Annotated in this window: 20 protein-coding genes and 1 other RNA gene; 5 read left to right on the plus strand and 16 right to left on the minus strand. The window is 62.9% G+C overall.

What is annotated here, in order from left to right; genetic code table 11:
- Nucleotides 1-31: 31 nt before the first annotated feature.
- Entirely contained in the window at nt 32-1,324 is a 1,293-nt protein-coding gene (locus NKI32_RS10305) for an imelysin family protein (RefSeq protein ID WP_353002655.1), read from the minus strand.
- 490 nt (nt 1,325-1,814) lie between these two features.
- Between NKI32_RS10305 and NKI32_RS10310 the strand changes: the two genes are divergently transcribed.
- A complete protein-coding gene (locus NKI32_RS10310; RefSeq protein ID WP_352669993.1) occupies nt 1,815-3,068 on the plus strand; it encodes an NAD(P)/FAD-dependent oxidoreductase in 1,254 nt (417 codons plus the stop codon).
- A gap of 121 nt (nt 3,069-3,189) precedes the next feature.
- Here the strand turns inward: NKI32_RS10310 and NKI32_RS10315 are convergent, their stop codons facing one another.
- Nucleotides 3,190-4,467 (minus strand): 4-aminobutyrate--2-oxoglutarate transaminase, encoded by a 1,278-nt coding sequence (locus tag NKI32_RS10315; protein WP_353002567.1) that lies wholly within the window; start codon nt 4,465-4,467, stop codon nt 3,190-3,192.
- Nucleotides 4,468-4,731: 264 nt separating this feature from the next.
- On the opposite strand from NKI32_RS10315, the gene NKI32_RS10320 reads away from it, so the two are divergent.
- Nucleotides 4,732-5,433, plus strand: a complete 702-nt coding sequence (locus NKI32_RS10320; protein ID WP_353002568.1) for an efflux RND transporter permease subunit — start codon at nt 4,732-4,734, stop codon at nt 5,431-5,433.
- Between the two features lie 11 nt (nt 5,434-5,444).
- Here the strand turns inward: NKI32_RS10320 and NKI32_RS10325 are convergent, their stop codons facing one another.
- The 12 genes from NKI32_RS10325 to ffs form a co-directional block, all read right to left on the minus strand.
- Nucleotides 5,445-5,783, minus strand: a complete 339-nt coding sequence (locus NKI32_RS10325) for a DUF2185 domain-containing protein (protein WP_023696743.1) — start codon at nt 5,781-5,783, stop codon at nt 5,445-5,447.
- Between the two features lie 38 nt (nt 5,784-5,821).
- Complete coding sequence (locus NKI32_RS10330; RefSeq protein WP_023669527.1) at nt 5,822-6,571, minus strand: ABC transporter ATP-binding protein; 750 nt, start codon at nt 6,569-6,571, stop codon at nt 5,822-5,824.
- Nucleotides 6,568-7,404 carry an ABC transporter ATP-binding protein gene (locus NKI32_RS10335; RefSeq protein ID WP_353002569.1) on the minus strand — a complete coding sequence of 279 codons (837 nt, stop codon included), beginning with the start codon at nt 7,402-7,404 and terminating at the stop codon, nt 6,568-6,570. The genes NKI32_RS10330 and NKI32_RS10335 overlap by 4 nt, the downstream gene beginning before the upstream one ends.
- A gap of 24 nt (nt 7,405-7,428) precedes the next feature.
- Nucleotides 7,429-8,349 carry a nickel transporter permease gene (gene nikC, locus NKI32_RS10340; protein ID WP_023682024.1) on the minus strand — a complete coding sequence of 307 codons (921 nt, stop codon included), beginning with the start codon at nt 8,347-8,349 and terminating at the stop codon, nt 7,429-7,431.
- Nucleotides 8,346-9,413, minus strand: coding sequence for an ABC transporter permease (locus NKI32_RS10345; RefSeq protein ID WP_023669524.1), 1,068 nt, complete (start codon nt 9,411-9,413; stop codon nt 8,346-8,348). The genes nikC and NKI32_RS10345 overlap by 4 nt, the downstream gene beginning before the upstream one ends.
- Nucleotides 9,414-9,432: 19 nt before the next feature.
- The gene (locus NKI32_RS10350; RefSeq protein ID WP_352623950.1) at nt 9,433-11,076 is read right to left on the minus strand and encodes an ABC transporter substrate-binding protein; all 1,644 of its coding nucleotides are present in this window, start codon (nt 11,074-11,076) and stop codon (nt 9,433-9,435) included.
- 263 nt (nt 11,077-11,339) lie between these two features.
- Nucleotides 11,340-12,617 (minus strand): lytic murein transglycosylase, encoded by a 1,278-nt coding sequence (locus tag NKI32_RS10355; protein WP_353002570.1) that lies wholly within the window; start codon nt 12,615-12,617, stop codon nt 11,340-11,342.
- Between the two features lie 194 nt (nt 12,618-12,811).
- Nucleotides 12,812-13,417, minus strand: coding sequence for a recombination mediator RecR (recR, locus tag NKI32_RS10360; protein WP_023696745.1), 606 nt, complete (start codon nt 13,415-13,417; stop codon nt 12,812-12,814).
- Nucleotides 13,418-13,515: 98 nt separating this feature from the next.
- Complete coding sequence (locus NKI32_RS10365; protein WP_352984926.1) at nt 13,516-14,484, minus strand: cell wall hydrolase; 969 nt, start codon at nt 14,482-14,484, stop codon at nt 13,516-13,518.
- 218 nt (nt 14,485-14,702) lie between these two features.
- Entirely contained in the window at nt 14,703-15,026 is a 324-nt protein-coding gene (locus tag NKI32_RS10370) for a YbaB/EbfC family nucleoid-associated protein (protein ID WP_023669519.1), read from the minus strand.
- A 31-nt stretch (nt 15,027-15,057) separates the two neighbouring features.
- Nucleotides 15,058-16,863: a DNA polymerase III subunit gamma/tau gene (locus tag NKI32_RS10375; RefSeq protein WP_353002571.1), complete on the minus strand. Its 1,806-nt coding sequence runs from the start codon at nt 16,861-16,863 to the stop codon at nt 15,058-15,060.
- A gap of 204 nt (nt 16,864-17,067) precedes the next feature.
- Nucleotides 17,068-17,164: signal recognition particle sRNA small type (gene ffs / locus NKI32_RS10380), an RNA gene on the minus strand.
- A gap of 157 nt (nt 17,165-17,321) precedes the next feature.
- Here ffs and NKI32_RS10385 point away from each other — a divergent pair.
- From NKI32_RS10385 to NKI32_RS10395, 3 genes are all read left to right on the plus strand, one after another.
- The gene (locus NKI32_RS10385) at nt 17,322-17,741 is read left to right on the plus strand and encodes an HIT domain-containing protein (protein WP_023682032.1); all 420 of its coding nucleotides are present in this window, start codon (nt 17,322-17,324) and stop codon (nt 17,739-17,741) included.
- Between the two features lie 35 nt (nt 17,742-17,776).
- Nucleotides 17,777-18,718 carry an NAD(+) diphosphatase gene (nudC, locus tag NKI32_RS10390; RefSeq protein WP_023712582.1) on the plus strand — a complete coding sequence of 314 codons (942 nt, stop codon included), beginning with the start codon at nt 17,777-17,779 and terminating at the stop codon, nt 18,716-18,718.
- Between the two features lie 75 nt (nt 18,719-18,793).
- Entirely contained in the window at nt 18,794-19,099 is a 306-nt protein-coding gene (locus NKI32_RS10395; protein ID WP_023669515.1) for a Dabb family protein, read from the plus strand.
- On the opposite strand, the gene NKI32_RS10400 is transcribed toward NKI32_RS10395, so the two are convergent.
- Together NKI32_RS10400 and NKI32_RS10405 are read right to left on the minus strand one after the other, a co-directional pair.
- A complete protein-coding gene (locus NKI32_RS10400; protein WP_353002572.1) occupies nt 19,059-19,970 on the minus strand; it encodes a prephenate dehydratase in 912 nt (303 codons plus the stop codon). The genes NKI32_RS10395 and NKI32_RS10400 overlap by 41 nt on opposite strands.
- A 53-nt stretch (nt 19,971-20,023) precedes the next feature.
- Nucleotides 20,024-20,749, minus strand: coding sequence for a 3-deoxy-manno-octulosonate cytidylyltransferase (locus NKI32_RS10405; protein ID WP_023712584.1), 726 nt, complete (start codon nt 20,747-20,749; stop codon nt 20,024-20,026).
- Nucleotides 20,750-20,935 lie beyond the last annotated feature (186 nt).

Raw genomic sequence — 20,935 nt, forward strand, 5'->3', positions numbered from 1 at the left:
CGCGCCGTTTGGCTGGTAGTTGGTTGGGGTGCTACTTGAACACCTTGTCCGGTGCGTCGAGGCTGTCGGACCCCTCGAAGGCTATGTTGTTCAGGTTCAGCGCGCCGACGGCGCGTTCGATCGACTTGGTCTGGTCGACCAGCGCGTCGATTGCCGCCTGCACGGTAGCATTGCCTTCGGTGTTGCCCTCGGCGATCTGCTGGTCGTAGGCCTCGCCGGCCACTTCCCGCGCCTTGATCGCCTCCATCTTGGCGACCGAGACATCGAGCTTGTCGGACAGTTCCTTGTCGATCGCCGGATCGGCCGCCTTGACCATATCGTGCACCGACGGGCCTGAAACGACGGTGCCGTCGATGCGCGTGTAGCTGGCGAGATAGGCGGCGCGGATGCCGATGGCGTCATAGAGATGCGAGTTGTAGGTATTATCCGAGAAGCAGTCGTGCTCCTCTTCGGGATCGTGCAGCAGCAGGCCGAGTTTCATGCGCTCCCCGGCCAGTTCGCCGTAGGACAGCGAGCCCATGCCGTTGAAGATCACCGAGATAGCGGTGTTCGGCTGGCCATCGACGAGGTTCTTGCGGGCGGCGCCGTCTTCCTTCCAGTTGCCGACCATCTCCTGCAGGTCGGAGACCAGAAGATCGCTGGCCGACTTCAGATACTCGGCCCGGCGATCGCAATTGCCGCCGGTGCAGTTCTTGAGGTCGTAGTCGGTGAACGGACGCTCGCCGGCGCCCGGGCCGGTGCCGTGCAAATCCTGGCCCCAGAGCAGGAATTCGATGGCGTGATAACCGGTGGCGACATTGGCCTCGATGCCGCCGGCCTCCTGCAGCGTGCCGGCGAGGAACTCCGGCGAAAGCTTCGAGGCGTCGACCTTCTTGCCGTCGATCTCGATGTCCTTGTTGGCGATGACATTGGCGGTGTAGAGCGCGTTGGCGTCGGACTCGGTGCCGTAGCTCTTGGCGACGTAGTCGATCAGGCCTTCGTCGAGCGGCCAGGAGTTCACCTTGCCTTCCCAGTCGTCGACGATCTTGTTGCCGAAGCGGTAGACCTCGGTCTGCTGGTAGGGCACGCGCGACGCCTTCCAGGCATCGCGGGCGGCATTCAGCGTGTCCGCCGACGGGTTGGCAAGCAGCGCGTCGACAGCCTTGTCGAGCGCCTGCGCCGTGGTCAGCGAATCCTCGTACTTGGCCAGCGCGATGTCGGAATAGGTCTTGATGACCGCCTTGGCATCGATCTCCGCCGCCTTGGCCGGCAGGATGAAAACCGCCGCCGTCAACATAGCCGTGGCACCGATCGCAGCCAGTCTGCCGCCATATCGCGCTGTCATCATCAGTCTCCAGTCCAAAGGGGATTCGGTAAAAGGCGCGCGTGCCAAACGGTGCCGGGACATAGGCATGCCGTAGGACACCACAGATGCCGCGCCGCTCTGCGGCTCACGGGAGAAAGACACCAAATGCCTCCAATCGAACGGGTTCAAGGCCCAAACATCAAAGGGATGCGCTGACGCGCGAGCCTCCATAAAACGATGGCGAGGCCGCAAGTCAACTGGTGAACCCTAGAAAATTCAATTGAAACAACAGTTTAGAATTATTCTAAACTAGCACTATCAACTTTAAATCGTAGCCAGCAGCCAAGGTGAGAGACGCCGCGATTGACAAGCGACCGTTCCGGGTGCGACCCGGACCGGGGCTCTTGCGACGGCGGCAGACAATCGCCATCTGGCGGAACGGCTCACAATCAAAGCATGATGTCGTCCGAAAACCGCTTCACACTTTTCGGCATCATGCTCCAGATTTGAAACAGGAATTCGGGTTGCGATGAAGAACGGGGTCGTCATTGTCGGTGCGGGTCATGCGGGCGTGCAAGCGGCCGCCAGCCTGCGCGAGGAAGGCTATGACGGGCCTGTCATACTGATCGGCGACGAAACCGATCTGCCCTATCACAAGCCGCCGCTGTCGAAGACCTTCATCAAGGACGCCGATGCCAAGCCGCAACCCTTGCGCGGCGAGGCCTTTTACACCGGCAGCGCCATCGACTTCAGGCCGGGCATCCGAATAGACAGCCTCGATACGGCAGGCTGCAAGCTGGAGGTAGCGGGCGGCGGCGTGCTGCCGTTCGACCGGCTCATCCTGGCCACCGGTTCGCGGCCGCGGCTTCTGCCGCTGCCGGGCGCCGACCTCTCGGGCGTGCTGTCGCTGCGCTCGATCGCCGATGCGCGGCTGATCCGCGCGCTCAGCGCCCAAAGCGAAGACGTGGTCATCCTCGGCGGCGGCTTCATCGGGCTGGAGATCGCGGCAACGCTGAGGGCCGCCGGCCGCAACGTCACCCTGGTCGAGGCTGTCGACCGGCTGCTTGGCCGCGCCGTGGCGCCGGTGGTGGCGAGCCATGTCCGCCAACGGCTGGAGGCGATCGGCGTGCGTATCCTCACCGGCACCACCATTGCCGGGCTGGAAGGGGAAAACGGCCATGTCTGCGCTGCCATCACCTCCACCGGCGAAAGGCTGCCCGCGCGCATGGTCATCGTCGGCATCGGCGCCGTGCCGAATGTCGAACTTGCGCAGGCTGCCGGACTGACTGTCGCCAATGGCATCCGCGTCGACCAACAGATGCGCACCTCAGTGCCTGATATTCTGGCCATCGGCGACGCCGCTTCCTACCGCCACTGGTCGACCGGCGGCGACGTGCGGCTGGAATCGGTGCAGAACGCCACCGACCAGGCGCGGCTTGCCGCACGCACGATCACCGGCCATACGGACGCGTATGCGGCGGTGCCGTGGTTCTGGTCTGACATCGGCGACATGAAACTGCAGATGGTCGGGCTGACCTCGGGCGGCGACAGCCATGTCGTGCTGGGCGACCTCGCTGAGAACAAGTTCTCGATCTACCACTATGCTGGAAGCCGGCTGCTCGGCATCGAATCCGTCAACAGGCCGGGCGACCATATGCTGGGCCGCAAGATGCTCGGGGCCGGGTTTTCGCCGATGGCGCAGACGATTGCTGAGGGACCTGACGGGCTGAAGGCTGCACTGGCAGCGTTCCAGCAGGATGAGCCGGCACGGGCTGCGGGCTAGACGCACTTACCCTCCCCCTTGTGGGGAGGGTCGCTGCGAAGCAGCGGGGTTGGGGTCGGCGCGAGGCCCCCCACCCGGACCTGCGGTCCGACCTCCCCACAAGGGGGAGGTAGGGTTTGCGCTAGGCAGCGCAGACTTCGCGGATCGAGCTTTCCAGAATGTCGAGCGCCTCGTTCATGACATTGTCCTGGATGGTGATCGGAGCCAGGAAACGGATGACGTTGCCGTAGACGCCGCAGGTCAGCAGGATCAGTCCCTTGTCGAGCGCCTTCAGCCGGATCGCATTGGCGATCTCGGCCGACGGCAGGCCCTTCTTGACGTCGTTGAACTCGACCGCGTTCATGAAGCCGAGACCCCTGATGTCGACAATCTCGGGCACGTCGTCGCGGATCGACTGCAACCGCTGCTTCAGCCGGGCGCCGAGCGTATTGGCGCGGTCGCAGAGCTTTTCGTCCTCGATGACGTCAAGCACGGCGTGTGCTGCGGCGACACCGATCGGGCTGCCGCCATAGGTGCCGCCGAGCCCGCCAGGACCGGGCGCATCCATGATCTCGGCGCGGCCGGTGACCGCCGCCAGCGGGAAGCCGCCGGCCAGGCTTTTCGCCATGGTGGTAATGTCGGCCGCGACCTCATGATGATCCATGGCGAACATCTTGCCGGTGCGGGCAAAGCCGGTCTGCACCTCATCGGCGATCAGCAGCATGCCGTGCTGGTCGCAGAGCTTGCGCAGCGCCGTCAGGAATTCGCGCGGCGCGTCGTAGAAGCCGCCCTCGCCCTGGACCGGCTCGATGATGATGGCGGCAACGCGAGCCGGATCGACATCGGCCTTGAACAGTTTGTCGAGTGCGGCCAGCGAATCGGCTGTAGACACGCCGTGCAGCGGCACCGGAAACGGCGCGTGGTAGACGTCGCCCGGCATGGCGCCGAAGCCGACCTTGTAGGGCACGACCTTGCCGGTCAGCGCCATGCCCATGAAGGTGCGGCCGTGGAAGCCGCCGGCAAAGGCGATGACGGCTTGGCGGCCAGTGGCGTTGCGGGCGATCTTGATGGCGTTCTCGACGGCTTCAGCGCCCGTGGTGACGAAGATGGTCTTCTTCTCGAACTTGCCGGGCAGCATGCCGTTCAGCCGTTCGGCCAGCCGCACATAGCTCTCATAGGGCACGACCTGGTGGCAGGTATGGGTGAAGCGGTCGAGCTGTACCTTGACCGCCTCGATCACCCTGGGATGGCGGTGGCCGGTGTTGACGACGGCGATGCCCGAGGAGAAATCGATGTATCGGCGGCCTTCTACATCCCAGATCTCCGAATTCTCGGCGCGGTCGGCATAGATCTGCGTCGTGATGCCGACGCCGCGCGAGATCGACTGGTTCTTGCGCTCGGAAATGGCTGCGTTCTTCATTTCGTCCCTCATCGGGCCGACGCCCGTTCTCGTTAGATGAATGCCAAGGCCTCTTCTGACCTTATTTCACGTTTTCCTCAAGTTGGCACCGCCGCCGGGCGATTGGGCCTGTCGTCGATGCGGGCCACTTCGACAGACCGGGTCTTAACCAGCCGACCGATACACGTACGGGGCAGTCCGTGACAGCTCACCCGTCACCGGGAACGGCGAAGCGATCCCGCTCGCGGCAGTGGCGACTTCCGCTACGACCTCGAACAGCCGACGGTGTGGCGGCGCAACCGCATCCCGACGATCACCGTTCGCGCAGGCCTCGTTGGCGACGTGCTGCCGGCCACCGTGGTCAACGAATTGAAGCCGTCGGTCGACGCCTTCATCGCCAAACTGCCGCCCGCTATTCCGTTGCAACCGCCGGCTCGGTCGAAGAAAGCGCAAAAAGCCGCAGCGGTGGTGCCGCTGATGCTGTTCGTGATGGCGACCATCCTGATGATCCAGTTGCAAAGTTTTCAGCGCCTGTTCCTGGTGGTGGAGGTGGCGCCGCTCGGCCTGATCGGCGTGGTCGCGGCCCTGGTGCCGAGCGGCGCACCGCTCGGCTTCGTCGCCATTCTGGGCGTCCTGGCGCTGATCGGCATCCTGATCCGCAACTCGGTTATCCTGATCGTGCAGATCGAGGATCTGGTGGCCGAGGGCCAAGACCGCCGGGAAGCCGTGATCGAAGCGACCGAGCACCGCATGCGGCCGATCGCGCTGACGGCCGCGGCCGCCAGCCTAGCGCTGATCCCGATCGAGCGCGAAGTGTTCTGGGGCCCGATGGCCTACGCCATGATGGGCGGCATCATCGCCGGCACGGCGATCACGCTGCTGTTCCTGCCGGCGCTTTATGTGACGTGGTTCAGGATCAAGGAGCCTAAGCAGGGGGACGAACCATCTGTTCCGGAGAACGGCGAACTGGCGCAAGACCCCGCTTAACGCTTTGCGGATCATTCGTTATCGTTAGAGGGTTCGGGGCGCGATTTCGCTCGCTGCCATGGCGATGATTTTGAGGTCCGCCAAGCATGCCAGCCTTTTGGCAAGTCGGCCAATGCCAGGATGCTTTCATCCTGCTGCACCACCTCTTGCAGGCCAACGAGCATTATCTCGCGTTCATCCCAATCTCGAGAGTCGCTGCTATAGAATTGCCAACTGCCGCCTTCATCGTTGTAGTTCTCGTCATCGTCAGCTTCATGCACAACGTATGCGATCCAGTCGCCCCGTTTGAATATGCTCTTGTCCGATAGCACCGCGACATTGGGCGGATCTGCAAACTTCCATTCTTCCATGGAGTTCCCCAAGCGAGCGTTCTGCGGAAGAAACTAGTTCACGCCGTCCGCACAAACCCCTCGCTCGCCCTGAGCAAATTGCGTGTGTAATCCTTCTCCACGCGGTGCCCGATCAGCTGGCCCGCCGTCAGGTTCTCCACCGCTTCGCCATTCTGCATCACCATCAGCCGCTCGCACATATGGGTGATGATGGCGAGGTCGTGGCTGACCATCAGGAAGGTCAGCTTGCGCCGACGGCGAACCTCTTCCAGCAGGTTGAGCACTTCCGCCTGCACCGAAGCGTCGAGCGCCGAGGTTGGTTCGTCAAGCAGCAGGATCGACGGTTCGAGGATGAGCGCCCGCGCGATAGCCACGCGCTGACGCTGACCGCCGGAGAGCTGGTGCGCGTAGCGGAAACGGAAACCGTTGCCCAATCCGACCTCGTCGAGGGCGCGCTGGATGCGTTGCTCGCCATCGGCAAAGCCGTGAATGGCGAGCGGTTCCTGTAGCAGGCGGTCGACGGTCTGACGCGGGTGAAGCGAACCATAGGGGTCCTGGAAGACCATCTGCACTTCGCGATAAAAAGCCTTGTCGCGGCGCGCTCCCAGCGTCTTGCCATTGACCGTGATAGTACCGGATGCGACAGGCACCAGGCCGGCAATGGCTTTGAGCAGCGTCGACTTGCCGGAACCGCTCTCGCCGACCAGGCCGAAGGATTCGCCGGACTTCACCTCGAGGTTCGCCCCTTTCAGCGCGCGAAAACGGTCGAACACCACCTCCAGCCCTTCAATCGAAATGGCTGGCGTCATGCCGCCCACTCCGGCTTGCGGTCGAGCACCGGCAGCGGGTGGCGTTCGTAACCGATCCTGGGCATGCAGTTGAGCAGGCCGCGCGTGTAGGGATGCTGGGCGTCGCGCAGCTCCGACGCCTTGAGCTGCTCGACCACCTTGCCGGCATACATGACGATGACGCGGTCGCAGAAGGAGGCGACCAGCCGCAGATCGTGCGAGATGAAGATCAGGCCCATGCCGCGCTCACTGACCAAGCGGTCGAGGATGCCGAGCACATCGAGCTGCACGGTGACGTCGAGCGCCGAGGTCGGCTCGTCGGCGATCATCAATTCCGGTCCGGCGATCAGCATCATTGCGATCATGGCGCGCTGGCCCATCCCGCCGGACACCTCGTGCGGGTGCAGGTCGAAGACACGCGAAGGGTCGCGGATCTGCACAGCTTCCAGCATGGCCAGCGCACGCTCGCGCGCCTCGGCCTTGGAGACCTTTTCATGCGTGCGCAGCGTCTCGACGATCTGGCGGCCGATGCTCATCACCGGGTCGAGCGAGTATTTCGGATCCTGCAGGATCATGGCGATGCGTTTGCCGCGCAGCGCCCGGCGCTGGCGGGCGGGTATGTCCAAAAGATCGATGCCGTCCAAGGCGAGCTTCTTGGCCGAAACCAGAGCCTGCGGCGGCGTCAGCCCCATGATGGCGCGGCCGGTCTGCGACTTGCCGGAGCCGCTTTCGCCGACAATGCCCAGCCGCTCTCGGCCAAGCGAAAAAGTGACGCCGCGCACTGCCTGGATGAGGCCGGTGCGAGTCGGGAAGGTGACGCGCAGGTCGTCGATATCGAGAAGTGCACCACTCATTGATCACCGCTCATTGATCACCGCTCATTGGTCGCCGCTCCGGGGATCGAGCGCGTCGCGCAGGCCGTCGCCGAGCAGGTTGAAGCCGAGACTGACGATCAGGATGGCGAAGCCCGGTGCGCCGGCCACCCACCATTGGTCGAGCACGAAGCGGCGGCCGGACGCGATCATGGTGCCCCATTCCGGCAGAGGCGGCTGAGCGCCGAGGCCGAGGAAGCCGAGGCCGGCGGCGGTGAGGATGATGCCGGCCATGTCGAGCGTCACCCGGATGATCAGCGAGGAGATGCAGAGCGGCATGATGTGGCGCAGCACGATGCGGAACGGCGAGGCGCCCATCAATTGCACCGCCTTGATGTAATCGGAATTGCGCACGGTCATCGTCTCGGCCCGCGCAATTCGAGCGTAAGGCGGCCACGAGGTGATGGCGATGGCCAGCACCGCGTTTTCGATCCCAGGGCCAAGGGCGGCGACAAAGGCCAGTGCCAGGATCAGCTTGGGGAAGGCGAGGAAGATGTCGGTAATGCGCATCAGAATGGCATCGGTCCAGCCGCCGGCATAGCCGGCGACGGTGCCGACCAAAAGGCCGATGGGGGCCGCTATCACGGCGACGAGAATGACGACATAGAGGGTCCAGCGTGAGCCAAAAAGAATGCGCGAATAGATATCGCGGCCGAGATCGTCGGTGCCGAACCAATGCGCCGCACTCGGCGCCAAAAGCCGGGCATTCTTGAGATCGCCGATAGTCGGCGAATAGGGCGCCAGCACATCGGCAAAGGCGGCGACCAGCAGCAGCGCGATGATGATGAGCAGGCCGAGAAACGCCAGCCGGTTGGCGGAAAAGCGCCGCCAAGCGACGTAGGCGCGGCCGAGCCGTGCCTGCATGCGCGAGGCCGGCCGATCGCTGAGCAGCCAATCGCGGCGCGTTTGGATTGCTTCGGCGCTCATCCTGTCTTCGTCCTCGGATCGAGCACCTTGTAGAGAACGTCGGACAGGAGGTTGATGCCGATGAACACCGAACCGATGACGATGGTGCCGCCGAGCACGGCGTTCATGTCGGCGTTCTGCAGCGAATTGGTGATGTAGAGGCCGATGCCGGGCCAGGAGAACACCGTCTCGGTCAGCACCGAACCTTCGAGCAGCCCGGCATAGGACAGCGCGATCACCGTGACCATCGGCACCGCGGCGTTGCGCAGCGCATGGCCCCAGATGATTCGCGTTTCAGACAGGCCCTTGGCGCGCGCGGCGACGATGTATTCCTGCGACAGCTCATTCAGCATGAAGGAGCGCGTCATGCGGCTGATATAGGCGAGCGAGAAATAGCCGAGCAGCCCTGCCGGCAGGATGATGTGGCGGTAAGCGTCGTAGAAGACGTCCCACTGGCCCTGCAGCGCGGCGTCGAGCAGGTAGAAGCCGGTGATCGGTGTGAATGTGTACTCGTAGACGATGTCGAGGCGGCCGGGAAAAGCCACCCATTGCAGCTTGGCGTAGAACAGGACAAGCCCCAGAAGCCCGATCCAGAAGATAGGCACGGAATAGCCGATCAGGCCGACAATGCGAACGATCTGGTCGATGAGACTGCCGCGTTTTACCGCTGCCAGCACGCCGAGCGGCACGCCGATCAACGAGCCTATCAGAGTGCCCAAAGTCGCCAGTTCGATCGTTGCCGGAAAGGCGCGGCGGATGTCGGTCATCACAGGATTGGTGGTCAGCACAGAGGTGCCGAAATCACCGTTCAGCGCATGTTTGAGATAGATATAGAATTGCTCGATCAACGGCAGGTCGAGCCCCATCTCGCGGCGGGTGCGCTCGACGACATTGGCCGGTGCGCGGTCGCCGAGCACCGCCAGGACCGGATCGATCGGGATGACGCGGCCGATGAAAAAGGTCACCGCGAGCAGGCCGAGATAGGTGGTGACGGCGATGACCAGGAAGCGGCCGATCGCCAACAAGATAGCGACGGCGCGGGCGCTTCCCTGCCCCGCCGTCGCCTGGTTTTCAATCGCGCTCATCAGGGCGCGTCCGCCGGCGCTATTCCTTGGAGACCGGGCCGACGAAGTTGGTGTCGAAGCTCGGACCGAGCGCAAAGCCTTTCAGGTTTTTGCGCAGGCCTGCCACTTCCAATTGCTGGTGGATGATGACGAAGGGGCTGGTGTCGAGGATCGTCTTTTCAAGGCTCTTGTACATATCGGCGCGCTTGCCGGCATCCTTCTCCAGCAAGGCTGCTTCGGTCTGCTTTGTCAGGTCCGGGATGTCCCAGGCATTGCGCCAGGCCAGCGTCTTGGTCTTGCCTTCATCCGAATTGTCCGGGTTTGAGGCAAAGGTCTGGGCGTTGGAGTTCGGATCGAAATAGTCCTGGCCCCACTGGCCGATATAGATGTCATGATTGCGGGCGCGGTATTTGGTCAGCGTCTGCTTGCCGTCGCCGGGGATAATTTCCAGCTTGATGCCGGCTTGGCCAAGCGTCTGCTGGATCGATTCCGCCATGCCGGTGGTCGGCTGTCCCGTGCGTACGTCCATGGTTACACTGAAGCCGTCGGCCAGGCCGGCCTTGGTCAGCAGTTCCTTGGCCTTGGCGACGTCGAACTTGAACGGATTTTCGTCCAGTTCGCCCAGCACGCCCTTGGGCAGGAAGGTCTGGTGAATCTCGCCAATGCCCTTGAGGATGGTCGTGCTCAGCGCATCGTAGTCGACCAGATATTTGAACGCCTGGCGAACCTCGGGCTTGGCGAGGTTCGGATTCTTCTGGTTGAGGCTGATATAATAGACCGTGCCCTTCGGCGCGCTGGTCGTGGTGAGATCGGCATTCTTGGCGATGGCGTCGAGATCGTTCGGCTCGAGGTTGCGGGCAACGTCGATGTCGCCTGCTTCGAGCGCCAGGCGCTGTGCCGAGCTTTCCTTCATGTTGCGGTAGATGACGCGGGCGAGCTTGGCCTTCTCGCCATTGTAATTGTCGTTGCGCTCGAGCACGACGACCTCATTGGCCCGCCATTCGCGCAGCTTGTAGGCGCCGGAGCCGGCATAACCGGTCTTCAGGAAGGCGTTGCCGAAATCGTTGTCCCATTTGTAGTCGGCACTCGGCGTCACCGCGGCGACATGTTCCTTGACCAGCTTTGCGTCGACGACCGAAGCGACCGTTGCCGACAGGCAGTTTAACACGAAGCTCGGCGCATAGGCCTTGTCGACGGTGAACTGGAAGGTGGTGTCGTCGACGGCCTTGGCCTTGTCGGCAACATTGTCGCCGCTGATGCCGAACTGGTTGATGATGAATGCCGGCGGCTTGTCCAGCTTGATGGCGCGCTCGAAGGAATAGGCGACATCGGCCGCGGTCAGTGGATTGCCCGAAGCGAACTTTAGGCCAGCCTTGAGCTTGAACGTATAGACCAGGCCGTCGTCGGAAACGGTCCAGCTCTCGGCAAGGTCGCCCTTGACCTTGGAGGTGTCGCTGAGGTCGAGGCGGACCAGCAGATCATAGGTGTTGCCGGTGACTTCGGCGGTCGACAGCTCGAACGCTTCGCCCGGATCCATGGAGATGATGTCGTCGATGGCAAAACCTTCGACCAGCGTGTCGGCGGGTGTCACGGCGAAGGCAGGCGCGACGCCAATGAGCAGAGCGGACATGGCAGCACCTGCGAGCCAGACGCGCGAACGTAGAGCAAACTTTTCCATCATCATGATGATTGTTCCCTGTTTTGTTGATTGTTGACCCCGAGTTCCCGGCTCAGGGCTGCAGTAATCTTTTTCGCGGCCGGAGGACGACCGTTAGACCCCATACCGTGTTGATTTTTTTCCAGTTGGTCAACACCCTATCCGGCAGCCCTCCAACCGGCAACGGGCATTTTGCGAGCCGGCATACTGGACCGGAATACGCTGTGCGCGTCGAAGCATGGGCGACCCAATTGCAGCCGCCGATGGGGAAAAATCTGCTCTTTTCGGTGTTACTTGATGGCAGCAACCAGATCGGCGTCGGGGAAGCAGGTGGCGGGGCGGCCGTTCTTTTCCTGCCAGCTGCCGATCGAGCGGCGGGTCTTGAAGCCGGGCAGGCCGTCGGCGCTGCCGACATCGTAGCCCTTGGCCTCCAGCGCCCGTTGCAGCGCGGCGATGTCGGAACGATGCAGGCCGCCAACCGCACCCCAGCTGCCGACGAAATCAGCATCGCCATGGGCGATGCGGTCAGCGCCATGGCCGATGAACAGGGCGTACAGGTCGCTGGTGTTGTACTGTTTCAGCACGTAGAAATTGGGCGTGGCGATAAAGGCGGGGCCGCTGCGTCCGGCCGGCATCAAAAGGAACCCTTCCGCCTTCAGTTCGTTGGCCGGAAAGGGTTTGCCGCCGACGCGGCTGATTCCCATCGCCGCCCAGGTTGAGATCTTCTTGCCTTGGTCGGGACCTTCGAGCGAGCAGGAAACGCTTTCCGGAACCGTCACCTCGAAACCCCAGCCACGCCCCTTCACCCAGCCATAGTGGACGAGATAGTTGGCGATCGAGGCCAGCACGTCCGGCGTCGAATTCCAGATGTCGGGGTGGCCGTCACCGTCGTAGTCGACGGCGTGCTTCAGGAACGAGGTCGGCATGAATTGCGGCTGGCCGAGCGCGCCGGCCCAGGACGATTTCATGGCGCCGACCGGCGCCAACCCATGCTCGACGATCTCGAGCGCCGCCAGCACCTCGGTGCGGAAGAAGTCCTTCCTGGTCGACATGAACGCCTTGGTGCCGAGAACCTCGAAGGCGTCGTAGGGCATTTTCGCCGCGCCGAAGCCGGTCTCGCGGCCCCAGATCGCCAACAGTATCTCGCCCGGGACACCGTAGCGCTTTTCGATCGCAGCAAGCGTCCTGGCGTTGGCCGCCTCGCGCGTGCGCCCGCCTGATGTGACGGCGCGCACCGTCTTTTCGGCGAAATAGGCGCCGGGCGAACCGAACTCGGCCTGATACTGTTTTTGCGGAGTTTTGGGTTTCTCGCCGGGCAGGACGAGGTCGGGCAATTTGAGGTTCGGCTTCACGCCGTCGAAAGCGGCGTCGAAAGTGGATTTGGAGATGCCTTTGGTCTGGGCTTCCGGCCAGAGATCGGTTTGCAGCCAGGCGCGGAACTGGTCGTCGATTTTGGCGGCGGAGGCGGGGGCTACAAAAAGCAGGGCAACAAGGGATGCGAGAAGCGCAACGAGCGCCAATCCGAAAGATCCGCGTTCTGTCGCGCCCCCTTCTGTCCTGCCGGACATCTCCCCCTCAAGGGGGGAGATTGGCTGTCGCTTCGGTTTTCGCCAACCACCAGCGTTGAAAGAAGAATGCCGCCCGAGAAGCTGCTGATCTCCCCCCTTGAGGGGGAGATGTCCGGGAGGACAGAGGGGGGTGTTTGGCGCAAACCTCGAAGAATGCGAAGCTTTCATGTCGCACATCCTGCCCGCCAATTGCGTCAAAACGCCGTCCGCGAGCGCAAGGCCGCCGCCAGCGTCCCCTCATCCAGATAGTCGAGTTCGCCGCCGACCGGCACGCCATGCGCAAGCCTGGTGACCTTGATCTCGAAACCCGAGAGCTGGTCGGTGAGATAATGCGCCGTCGTCTGGCCCTCGACCGTGGCGTTGACGGCGAGGATCACCTCCTTCACCTCGCCGCCGGCGACGCGGTCGACCAGCGAGCGGACATTGAGCTGGTCGGGGCCGATGCCGTCGAGCGGCGACAGCGTGCCGCCGAGCACATGGTAGCGCACATTCATGGCCGCCGCCCGCTCCAGCGCCCAGAGGTCGGAGACATCCTCGACGACGATCAGCGTCGAGGCATCGCGGCGCGGATCGGTGCAGATCATGCAAGGGTCGGAGGTATCGACATTGCCGCAGGTCGTGCAGATGCGCACCTTGTCGGCGGCTTCAGCCATGGCGGCGGCGAGCGGCGACAAAAGCTGCTCCTTCTTCTTGATGAGGTGCAGTGCCGCACGCCTGGCCGAACGCGGCCCTAGCCCCGGGACCTTGGCCAGGAGCTGGATCAGGCGTTCGATCTCGGGACCGGCGATTCGCTTCGACATCGCACTGATCTAGGGTTTTTCCGCGCGCTTTGAAACATCGCCGCATACGCACCGAGCCCGCCATGCTGCCATGGCGGGCTTGGAAACTGTTTTAGGCGTCAGTAAGCTGACGCTGGCCGGGTCTGGTCGATAATCATCGCGCCGATAGCGTCGGTATTCTCAGGCGTCGACTGGAAGCCCATCGACGCTTCCTGCGTTGCCGATGGAACCGAGGTGATGTAGCGGGCGTTCAGCGTGCCGCCGAAACGCGAGGCATCGGGCTCGGCCATCGGCTCTTGCATCGCCACCTCCGTCTGCTTGGCGGCGACGCGGGCGCTCTTGGCGGGCGCCGCGGAAGCCGTCACATAGGTCTGCTCGGCCGGGGCACGTGTCGCCTTGGCTGCGCGAACCGCCGCGGCCTGCTTGGCAGGATCTGGACGGACAATGGTCTTCACCACCGGCTCGGCGTAGGCAACCTGCACCGGCGCTTCAGGCACAGGCGCGCGCGGCTGCGCCGAGGCAACCATGGTCGTGGATTCATCCGGCAGCGGCTGCCAGTTGCGACCGCGCTTCTCGTAGAAGGCGTTGCCGCCGGCAACCATGGTGTAATGCATGTTCTTGTAGGGGAACTTCAGTCCGGCGGTGTGGAAGTACATCGTGTTCTTAAGCTTGGCCTTGCGCTCGCCCTTGAGCACCGCATCGGCGGCCTCCTCGACATCGGGCATCGCTTTCGAATTCATCGCCCGCGTCATCACGCCGGGCGCGAACTGGCCCGGTTCGCCAACCACTTGGCAAATGGTGCTGCCATGATTGCCGGAGCGCAGCCGGTTCATCACCACCGTGCCGACGGCGATCATGCCGTCACGGCTCGAGCGGTTGGACTCGAAGAACATCGCCCGCTCCAGGCATTCCTTCTCCTTCGGCGTGTTGCGGTAGGCGCGCGTCGAAAGGAAGCTGGGCGTGATGGCGTCGGTCAGGCTGGCGACCGACAGGCCGTGCGAAGACGTGGTCTGGCTGCAACCGGCCAGGAACATAGGAGAGAAGATGATGCCGAGCAGAAGCGGCGTCTTCCATCGCGTCGCGATCAACAAAAATGCCTCATTGTCCAGATGCCAGCCCGCCCCGAGATGTGGCAAGAATGAGACTCTTAAAGGCAAAAAGATGGCTAAAGGATTAGGTTTCGTGCAGCATAGGTAAAACTTTATAAATGCCCGGATATGTTCGCGTGAGCAAAGCCGGAGAAAGTCTTAACGACAGCCTCCGCAGCCGATTTCCCTTCATAATCAATTAACTGGTTGGAGCCGGCTCAGAACGGCAATTTCATTCCGGGCGGGATCGGCAAGCCTGCCGTCAGCGCCTTGGTCTTCTCCTGCATAATCTGCTCGACCTTATTTTTGGCGTCATTGTGAGCGGCCAGCAGCAGGTCTTCGAGAATCTCGACCTCGTCCTCCTTGAACAGCGACGGATCGATCTTCAGCGACTTCATTTCGAACTTGCCGGTCAGCGTGACATTGACCAGCCCGCCGCCCGCCTGCCCGCTTGCTTCAATCGTGGCGATCTCGTCCTGCATGGCCTGGAACTTGGCCTGCATTTCCTTCGCCTTGCCCATCAGGCCGAGAAGATCTTTCATGGTCGGGTCCTTTGCGGATTCGTGGCTATGGTCAGGTTTCGTCGTCGTCGGATGGCGGCTCGACCGGCGCTTCGGCCTTGTCGGTGTCGACTTCCGGCGCGTCGGGAATGCGCACGTCGATAATCTTGGCGCCGGGAAAGCGCGCCAGGATGGCGGCCACAGCCGGATCGCTTTTCGCGTCGGAGAAAGCAGTCTCGCGCCTGGTCGATTCCATCTCGGCCAGCGTTTGGCCGCCCTCTTCCTTCGACAATGACACCAGCCAGTTGCGGCCGGTCCAGGCGCGCAGCTTCGTCGTCAAGTCGTTGAGCAGCATCTTGGGCGCATCGGCGGTCAGGCCGACGTCGATACGGCCGGGCTCGATGCGCACCAGGCGAATACAGCTCTTGACCAGCACCTTGAAGGCGATGTCACGCTGCGCGTCGGCAAGAGCGACAATATCGGCCAGCGATTTCAGCGGCGGCGTTTGCGGCTCGACGACCGGCTGCGGAGGCGCGACAAAGGCGACCGGGGGCGCGTCGACCAATCGCATGGTTTGCGCACCGGCTGGCCCGGACGGCATCCGGGTCTGCGCTACCGCGCTGGCGCCATTGCCGGCATTTACCGGCGCACCATTCGGGCGTGACGCACCACCGGACGCCGGAGCGCCGCTCTCCAGAGATTTCAGCGCCTCGTCCAGCGTCGGCAGGTCGGCGGCATGCGCCAGCCGGATCAGCACCATCTCGCCGGCGCTGACCGGTCGGTTGGACGACTGCACCTCGGGAATGCCTTTCAAGAGCATCTGCCAGGTTCGCGACAGAACCTTGACCGACAGCGTGCTGGCGAAGTCGGCGCCGCGGCGGCGCTCATCCTCGGACAGGGAAGCGTCGTCGGCAGCCGTCGGCACGAAGCGCAGCCGGGTGACGAGGTGGTTGAATTCGGCCAGATCGGTCAGCACGGCAGCCGGATCGGCGCCGGTGTCGTACTGGTTGCGGAATTCGGCAAGGGCGGCCGCCACATCGCCTTTCATGACATGTTCGAACAGGTCGACGATGCGGGCGCGGTCGGCGAGACCCAGCATGGCGCGCACCGCTTCGGCGCTGACGGCGCCGCCGCCATGGGCGATTGCCTGGTCGAGGATGGAGAGCGAATCGCGGGCCGAGCCTTCGGCGGCGCGCGCGATCATCGCCAGCGCGTCGTCGTCGACCGATATGCCTTCCTTGCCGGCAATCGAGGCGAGATGCGCGACCAGCGCGCCGGCATCGATGCGTCTCAGGTCGAAACGCTGGCAGCGCGACAGCACGGTGATCGGCACCTTGCGGATTTCGGTGGTGGCAAAGATGAATTTGACGTGCGGCGGCGGCTCTTCCAGCGTCTTCAGCAGGCCGTTGAAGGCCTGGGTGGAGAGCATGTGCACTTCGTCGATGATGTAGACTTTGTAGCGCGCCGACACCGGGGCGTAGCGCACGCGCTCGATAATGTCCCTGATGTCGTCGATGCCGGTATGCGACGCGGCGTCCATCTCGATGACGTCGACATGGCGGCCTTCCATGATCGCCTGGCAGTGCTCGCCCAGGAGGGCGAGGTCGACCGAGGGATGGTCGACCGTCGGCGTCTTGTAGTTGAGCGCCCGCGCCAGGATGCGCGCCGTCGTGGTCTTACCGACGCCGCGCACGCCGGTCAGCATCCAGGCCTGGGCGATGCGGCCTGTGGAGAAAGCGTTGGTCAAAGTGCGGACCATCGGCTCCTGGCCGATCAGTTCGGAGAAATTCGACGGACGATATTTGCGCGCCAGCACGCGATAGGCGACGGCCTTTTGCTTCTCCAGGGTTTCGGGGTCCGAATTTCCGGCTTCGCTCATTCGCCCGTAAAGCTCCAAAAGGCCGCGTCTCAGCGTAGCCGATTCCTGCTAGATCGTTTCACCGTTTTCTGAAACGGCAAACCGCTCTACCCTTTGCTTTAACGCAATTCCGGACGGGAAACCGCTCACACTTTCCCTGGAATTGCTCCAATAGTCTCGCCCGCGCTGCAATGCGTCGTCAATGTCGCGAGAGGGGCCGATGAGGTGGGAGGCTGGAACAATGACCCGTTCCGGGCTCGTTAGGGCTGCTTCCTTCCGGACCTGACCCGGTTGGCGAGTGGATCGTCCACCACCAACCTCCCGCGTTCCATATCGGCAATTCAGCGATCAAATGCAAGGGTGCATTGAGAATCGGATGCCCGTGAACTCCGCCGCTCAATGAATCGCTTGCAGCCCCCGTGCAGCCGCTCTAGCGTCATGAGTTTGGGAATAATGCGAGAAGCGCAAGGGAAACGCCAATGCTACCGGGCCTCAAGGCCGGATTCACGCTCGACTCCAGGCTGGAGGCGGATAGCGAGCAGCTGATGTGGCTCGGCCTGTGCGAGCTCAGGGTGATGAACGATAGCCGCTGGCCATGGCTGGTCCTGGTGCCGCAGCGGCCGGGGGCCGAAGAAATCCACGACATGACGCCGCTCGACCAGGCGATGTTGACCTTCGAAACCAACATGGTGGCGCAGGCGCTGAAAAGAACCACGGGCTGCACCAAGATCAACACCGGCGCGCTCGGCAACATCGTTCGGCAATTGCATGTCCACGTCATCGCCCGCTCGGAAGGCGATCCGGGCTGGCCGGGGCCGGTGTGGGGGCACGGCATGCGCGAGCCCTATGAGCGTTCAGGCATCCGCCAATTTGCGCAACAGATCAAGGCGGCGCTATAAGCCGCCTGTGTCCATCCCTAGACGTTCGAGCTTCCATGACCTTTCGCCTTTTTGACGCGCCCTTGCGCGAACCGAGCCAGTTCGTCGGCTTCGCCGGAAACACGATTGATCGGCAATCCGAGAACCGCGCCGACGATTCCGTCGAAAGGGCGTTGGCCGATCCCTCGGCACGTCTTCTGCCGATGCATGGCGGACGGCTGTATCTGAAATTGCACGATGGCAGCTTCGACCCTTGGTTCGATCTGGCTGAGGGCCAGAAGCTGCAGCCATCACTCGCACAAGGCGTGCTGCTTGGCTTTGCCGAGAGCGGCCCGGTACTTGCCGTGCCGGTCGGCCTCGATCCCGAACAGCTACCGGAGACCATGAAGGCGATCGATTATCGCTCGGTCTATATGCAGGGGCTGATCGACGAGGCGGCAGCGGGCGCGCTGGCGCAAGGCGCCGCCCTGCTTGCCTGGCATGCCACCCATCGCTTCTGCAGCAAATGCGGCCATGAATCGCAAATGCGGGCCGGCGGCTACAAGCGCCATTGCCCAAATTGCGGCACCGAGCACTTTCCACGCACCGATCCGGTGGCGATTATGCTGACGGCGACGCGGGAAAAATGCCTGCTCGGCCGCGGCCGGCATTTCGGGCCCGGCATGTACTCGGCGCTTGCCGGCTTCATCGAGCCGGGCGAGACGATCGAGGCGGCGGTGCGCCGCGAAACGCTGGAGGAAGCCGGCATCCGGCTCGGCCGCGTCGTCTACCATGCCAGCCAACCCTGGCCGTTCCCCTATTCGCTGATGATCGGCTGTTTCGGCGAACCGCTCAATGACGACATCCAGGCCGATCTCAACGAGTTGGAAGATTGCCGCTGGTTTTTTCGCGACGAGGTGCGTTCCATGCTGGAGAGGACGCACAAGGACAATCTGGTCACGCCGCCGAAAGGCGCGATCGCGCATCATCTGATCCGCGCCTGGGTCGACAGCGAATAAGACTTGTTATTTTACGCAATTCCGGACGGAAAACCGCTTCACACTTTTCCTGGAATTGCTTAACGGGAGCAAAAAATGATCCGTCACACCGTGGTTTTCACCCTGAAGCACCCGCAGTACTCGCTGGAGGAAAAGCGGTTCCTCTCCGATGCCAAGCGCATTCTCAGCGCAATCAAGGGCGTCACCCATTTCGAGCCGCTGCGGCAAGTCAGCCCGAAGAACGACTATCACTTCGGCTTCTCGATGGAGTTCGTCGATCAGGCCGCCTACACCAGATATAACGAGCATCCCGACCACGTTGCCTTCGTGCGCGACCGCTGGATCCCGGAAGTCGAAACCTTCATGGAAATCGACTATGTGCCGCTGACCCTGCTGGTTTAGGGGAACCTTGGTCCGAGACCTTCCACTGCTCGCGCGACTCGCTGGCGGGATAGACACCCAGAATGCGCACTTCGCGCGAGAAGAAGCGCAGTTCGTCCAGCGCCAGCTTGACCAGTGGGTCGTCGGGATGGCCCTCGATATCGGCGTAGAACAGCGTCGCGGTGAAGGCGCCCAACTGATAGCTCTCCAGCTTCGTCATGTTGACGCCGTTGGTGGCGAAACCGCCCATTGCCTTGTAGAGCGCAGCCGGCACGTTGCGGACACGGAACATGAAGGTCGTCATCATCTTGGTGTCGGCCGAGGGCCGTTCGGCCAATCGCTTGTCCTTGGTCAGCACGACAAAGCGGGTGACATTCGAATCCGTGTCCTCGACGTTCTTCTCGATGATGTCGAGGCCGTAGAGTTCTGCGGCTAGCGCCGGGGCGAGCGAGGCCATGGTGCGGTCCTTGAGCTCCGAGACCAGCTTCGCAGAGCCCGCCGTGTCGCCGGCGATCACCGGCTTCCAACCGTTCTTGCGGATGTATTTGCGGCACTGTCCCAGCGCATGGATATGGCTGTGCACGGTCTTGATCTCTTCGCGTTTGACGCCTGGCAGCACCATCAGCTGGAAGTGGATCGGCAGGAAATATTCGCCGACGATGTGGAGTTTCGATTCCGGCAAGAGATGATGGATGTCGGCGACGCGGCCGGCGATGGTGTTTTCAATCGGGATCATGGCGAGGTCGGCCTTGTTGGTCTCGACCGCGTTGAAGGCATCCTCGAAGGTGGGGCACGGCAACGGCTCCATCGAAGGGAACATGTTGCGGCTGGCGGTGTCGGAATTGGCGCCCGGTTCGCCCTGGAAGGCTATTCTGTTGGTCTTGTCAGGCATGCCGATATCTCAGGTTTGAAAGGATCTGCGGTGTCAGGAAAGGATTTGTCTTCTCAGCAAAGAATTTGTCTGGCGCGTTCGAGGTCTTCCGGCGTGTCGACGCCGAGCGGCAGCGATTGCACGATCTCGGCATCGATGCGCATACCGGCCTCCACCGCCCGCAACTGCTCCAGCCGCTCGCGCCGTTCGAGCGGCGACGGTTTTAGCGCGACGAAGCGTTCGAGGGCTGAGCGCCGATAGGCGTAGAGGCCGACATGGTGATAGAGCGGCCCCTCGCCCCAGGGCGCGGTGGCGCGGGTGAAATAGAGCGCCTTCAGCCGCGTCGCCGACAACGGCGAACCGACGATCTTGACGACGTTGGGGTTGGCCTTTTCCTCGTCGCGGACGATCTCGACGCCGAGCGTGGCGATGTCGACCGCAGCGTCCTCGAACGGTTTCAGCGCCGCACCGATGATCTTGGGATCGATGGTCGGCAGGTCGCCCTGCACATTGACGATGGTTTCGACCTTGCGATCGGGGTCGAGGGCGGTCAGCGCCTCGAAGATACGGTCGGAACCGGATTCGTGGTCGGTGCGCGTCATCACCGCCTCGAAACCGTGCGCGCGCACCGCTTCGGCCACGTTGCGCGTGTCGGTTGCCACCACTACCCGGCCAAGCCCAGCCTCAGCGGCGCGGCGGGCGACATGGACGATCATCGGCGCGCCGGCTATGTCGGCCAGCGGCTTGCCCGGCAGGCGCGTCGAGGCCATGCGGGCCGGGATCAGGATGAGCGTGGACATCGAGGTTGCAAGGCGTTCGAAAGAGGATGGGGAAAGTGGCAAAAGGTCTCACTGGAAGCGCCCTTATAGGTGTTGCAACGCCCAAGCAAAAGACCTAGTTTCCGCCCGATTTGACCGGCTCGACGGGGTGGGTCACGATACCGACGGACGGAGTGGACGGAGAGGTCCGCCGGAAAAGGGAGCCCT

Origin of the sequence: Mesorhizobium sp. M0761, assembly GCF_040320205.1 — a bacterium.
Taxonomy (GTDB): domain Bacteria; phylum Pseudomonadota; class Alphaproteobacteria; order Rhizobiales; family Rhizobiaceae; genus Mesorhizobium.

Excerpts from the sequence above, each read along its gene's own strand:
- NKI32_RS10305 (WP_353002655.1), bottom strand. The coding sequence starts at position 1,324 with ATGACAGCGCGATATGGCGGCAGACTGGCTGCGATCGGTGCCACGGCT.
- NKI32_RS10310 (WP_352669993.1), top strand. The coding sequence starts at position 1,815 with ATGAAGAACGGGGTCGTCATTGTCGGTGCGGGTCATGCGGGCGTGCAA.
- NKI32_RS10315 (WP_353002567.1), bottom strand. The coding sequence starts at position 4,467 with ATGAAGAACGCAGCCATTTCCGAGCGCAAGAACCAGTCGATCTCGCGC.
- NKI32_RS10325 (WP_023696743.1), bottom strand. The coding sequence starts at position 5,783 with ATGGAAGAATGGAAGTTTGCAGATCCGCCCAATGTCGCGGTGCTATCG.
- NKI32_RS10330 (WP_023669527.1), bottom strand. The coding sequence starts at position 6,571 with ATGACGCCAGCCATTTCGATTGAAGGGCTGGAGGTGGTGTTCGACCGT.
- NKI32_RS10335 (WP_353002569.1), bottom strand. The coding sequence starts at position 7,404 with ATGAGTGGTGCACTTCTCGATATCGACGACCTGCGCGTCACCTTCCCG.
- nikC (WP_023682024.1), bottom strand. The coding sequence starts at position 8,349 with ATGAGCGCCGAAGCAATCCAAACGCGCCGCGATTGGCTGCTCAGCGAT.
- NKI32_RS10345 (WP_023669524.1), bottom strand. The coding sequence starts at position 9,413 with ATGAGCGCGATTGAAAACCAGGCGACGGCGGGGCAGGGAAGCGCCCGC.
- NKI32_RS10350 (WP_352623950.1), bottom strand. The coding sequence starts at position 11,076 with ATGATGATGGAAAAGTTTGCTCTACGTTCGCGCGTCTGGCTCGCAGGT.
- NKI32_RS10355 (WP_353002570.1), bottom strand. The coding sequence starts at position 12,617 with ATGTCCGGCAGGACAGAAGGGGGCGCGACAGAACGCGGATCTTTCGGA.
- recR (WP_023696745.1), bottom strand. The coding sequence starts at position 13,417 with ATGTCGAAGCGAATCGCCGGTCCCGAGATCGAACGCCTGATCCAGCTC.
- NKI32_RS10370 (WP_023669519.1), bottom strand. The coding sequence starts at position 15,026 with ATGAAAGATCTTCTCGGCCTGATGGGCAAGGCGAAGGAAATGCAGGCC.
- NKI32_RS10375 (WP_353002571.1), bottom strand. The coding sequence starts at position 16,863 with ATGAGCGAAGCCGGAAATTCGGACCCCGAAACCCTGGAGAAGCAAAAG.
- NKI32_RS10385 (WP_023682032.1), top strand. The coding sequence starts at position 17,322 with ATGCTACCGGGCCTCAAGGCCGGATTCACGCTCGACTCCAGGCTGGAG.
- nudC (WP_023712582.1), top strand. The coding sequence starts at position 17,777 with ATGACCTTTCGCCTTTTTGACGCGCCCTTGCGCGAACCGAGCCAGTTC.
- NKI32_RS10395 (WP_023669515.1), top strand. The coding sequence starts at position 18,794 with ATGATCCGTCACACCGTGGTTTTCACCCTGAAGCACCCGCAGTACTCG.
- NKI32_RS10400 (WP_353002572.1), bottom strand. The coding sequence starts at position 19,970 with ATGCCTGACAAGACCAACAGAATAGCCTTCCAGGGCGAACCGGGCGCC.
- NKI32_RS10405 (WP_023712584.1), bottom strand. The coding sequence starts at position 20,749 with ATGTCCACGCTCATCCTGATCCCGGCCCGCATGGCCTCGACGCGCCTG.